This is a genomic window from Streptomyces sp. NPDC055078, from assembly GCF_053607985.1.
Window position 1 is genome coordinate 1 of the sequence record NZ_JBSGUP010000887.1, and the last position, 2,708, is coordinate 2,708.

The following is a 2,708-nucleotide window of genomic DNA, read 5'->3' on the forward strand; positions in this document are numbered from 1 at the left end:
TCCTTCTTCTTGATCTTGCCGGTGACGTACTCGGCGGGGCGGAAGTCCGCGACCGCCGCAGCCATCACCACCGCGTCGGCGTCCCCGGCCGCCTTGATCACGGCCTCCCGCAGCTGGACCGCCGTACCGACGCTGACCACGTCGACGCCCGCCGGATCGGCGAACCCGGTGTTGGCCTCGATCAGCGTCACCCGGGCGCCCCGGGCCGCCGCCGTGCGGGCGAGGGCGTACCCCTGCTTTCCGGAGGAACGATTCCCCAGATAGCGGACCGGGTCGAGGGGCTCGCGCGTACCGCCCGCGCTGATGACCACATGGCGTCCGGCGAGATCGGGGGCCGTGACCCCGCGGGCCAGCACCCTGCGGCACACCTCGAAGATCTCGCCCGGGTCGGGCAGCCGCCCCTTGCCGGTGTCGACGCCGGTGAGCCGGCCGACGGCGGGCTCGATGACGACCGCGCCCCGGCGGCGCAGGGTCGCGACATTCTCCCGGGTCGCGGGGTGCTCCCACATCTCGGTGTGCATCGCGGGCGCGAAGACGACCGGGCAGCGGGCGGTGAGCAGCGTATTGGTCAGCAGATCGTCCGCCAGGCCGTGGGCGGCCTTCGCCAGCAGATCGGCGGTGGCGGGCGCGACGACGACCACATCGGCGCCCTGGCCGATCCGTACATGCGGTACGTCGTGGACGTCGGACCAGACCTCGGTCGAGACGGGGTGGCCGGAGAGCGCGGACCAGGTGGCCGCCCCGACGAAGTGCAGCGCCGATTCGGTCGGGACGACGCGTACGTCATGGCCGGACTCCGTCAGTCTCCGCAGCAGTTCGCACGCCTTGTAGGCGGCGATGCCACCGCTGACCCCCAGAACGACCTTCGGCTTGTCCACGGCCTCTCCCCACGCTCGCACCCATGACACCTCTGACACCTGCGCATCTCATCCAACCACTGACACACCACAGGCCCGGCGGACGGACCGCCGGGCCTGTGGAGAAATGATGTGGTATGCGTACCGCTGGACCTACTGGGCGGGGCCCTCGATGGCCTCGGAGGTCAGCAGACCAGCGTTGATCTCACGCAGGGCGATCGACAGCGGCTTCTCGTGCACATGGGTGTCGACGAGCGGACCGACGTACTCCAGCAGACCCTCACCGAGCTGCGAGTAATACGCGTTGATCTGGCGCGCGCGCTTGGCCGCGTAGATCACGAGGCTGTACTTCGAGTCCGTGGCCTCAAGCAACTCGTCGATCGGCGGGTTGATGATGCCCTCGGGCGCAGTAAGGGAAGAGGACACTCTCTACCTTCCGAAGATGGGAAAAACGAACGGTGCCGGGAATTCCGGGAAGCCGGCACTCGGCGGATTGCGCCGAGGCCGATCGCTGGGAACACATCCGGATCACTCCGACTGCCCCGGCGACTGGCTGCGAACCACCTGGAACTACCTGGAATCACTCGGGAGCAGTCACTCGGGAGTGGACACCGCCATCAAGGCTAGCAGCTCACGCGCCACATCCTCGACGGAGGTGTTGACCAGGGTGGTGTCGAACTCCGCTTCGGCGGCCAGCTCGACCTTGGCGGCGGCCAGCCGGCGTTCGATCACCTCGGCGGATTCGGTGCCCCGGCCGGTGAGGCGGCGGACCAGCTCGTCCCACCCGGGCGGGGCGAGAAAGACCAGCCGCGAGTCCGGCAGGGACTCCTTGACCTGCCGGGCGCCCTGGAGGTCGATCTCCAGCAGCACGGGCTCGCCCGACTCCAGATGCTCCAGGACCGCCCGGCGCGGTGTTCCGTACCGGTTGCCCGCGAACTCCGCCCACTCCAGCAGTTCCCCGTTGGCGATCAGCTTGTCGAATTCATCGTCGGAGACGAAGAAATACTGAACGCCGTGGCGCTCGCCGGGACGCGGTTTTCTGGTGGTGGCCGACACCGAGAGCCAGACCTCGGGGTGGACCTTGCGCATATGGGCGACGACCGTGCTCTTGCCCACCCCGGAGGGGCCGGAGAGCACGGTCAGCCGCGGACCTACCTCTGCTGCCATGCAGCGATTATCCAGGTTCCCGAGGGTACCCGGGAACGTTCAGGCGGCACCGCCGCCGAACTCGCGCTCCAAGGACGCGATCTGGTTGGAGCCGAGACCGCGCACACGGCGGCTCTCGGAGATGCCGAGCCGCTCCATGATCTGCTTGGCGCGGACCTTGCCCACGCCGGGCAGCGATTCAAGGAGGGCGGAGACCTTCATCTTGCCGATGACGTCGTTCTCCTGACCCTGCTTGATGACCTCATGGAGCGAGGCACCGGAGTGCTTGAGTCGATTCTTGACCTCGGCCCGCTCCCGGCGAGCCGCGGCGGCCTTTTCGAGCGCGGCTGCGCGCTGTTCAGGGGTAAGGGGCGGAAGAGCCACGCCTACGTCACCTCGGATGTCGAACTGTCGGATACGGACCGGTGAGGAACCTAGTCGCCCCACACCAGGCGAGCAACGAGCAACGCAGTGCACGTTCGCTCTTCGTCGGAGACTAGCGGCCATCACCGCTCCAGTCAGCGAGAACTTACGAAAAGTCCTGGTCAGCATCGACCGACCAGGACTTTTGCGACATTTCGGCTGTGATTTGTGCCAAGATTCTGTCAAGAGGGCCAGTACACGGGTTTTACCCGGCCCGCTGAGGGGGTGCGCACAAAGACGGCGGACGCGCCGGAACCCCCTATACCGCCGAAAGCACCGCTG

At 67.5% G+C, this 2,708-nt stretch carries 4 protein-coding genes; all 4 read right to left on the minus strand.

Annotation, left to right across the window (positions count from 1 at the left end; all coding sequences use genetic code 11):
* On the minus strand, nucleotides 1-878 hold an 878-nt coding region (gene coaBC, locus ACWF94_RS38165), incomplete at its 3' end, for a bifunctional phosphopantothenoylcysteine decarboxylase/phosphopantothenate--cysteine ligase CoaBC (RefSeq protein ID WP_453499503.1).
* 132 nt (nucleotides 879-1,010) lie between these two features.
* Entirely contained in the window at nucleotides 1,011-1,283 is a 273-nt protein-coding gene (rpoZ, locus tag ACWF94_RS38170; protein WP_453499505.1) for a DNA-directed RNA polymerase subunit omega, read from the minus strand.
* A gap of 168 nt (nucleotides 1,284-1,451) precedes the next feature.
* Nucleotides 1,452-2,024 carry a guanylate kinase gene (gene gmk / locus ACWF94_RS38175; RefSeq protein ID WP_453499507.1) on the minus strand — a complete coding sequence of 191 codons (573 nt, stop codon included), beginning with the start codon at nucleotides 2,022-2,024 and terminating at the stop codon, nucleotides 1,452-1,454.
* 39 nt (nucleotides 2,025-2,063) lie between these two features.
* Nucleotides 2,064-2,387 carry an integration host factor gene (locus tag ACWF94_RS38180; protein ID WP_005319887.1) on the minus strand — a complete coding sequence of 108 codons (324 nt, stop codon included), beginning with the start codon at nucleotides 2,385-2,387 and terminating at the stop codon, nucleotides 2,064-2,066.
* Nucleotides 2,388-2,708 lie beyond the last annotated feature (321 nt).

Bases quoted from the DNA above. Each gene is read 5' to 3' on its own strand.
- gmk (WP_453499507.1), bottom strand. From the start codon at position 2,024: ATGGCAGCAGAGGTAGGTCCGCGGCTGACCGTGCTCTCCGGCCCCTCC.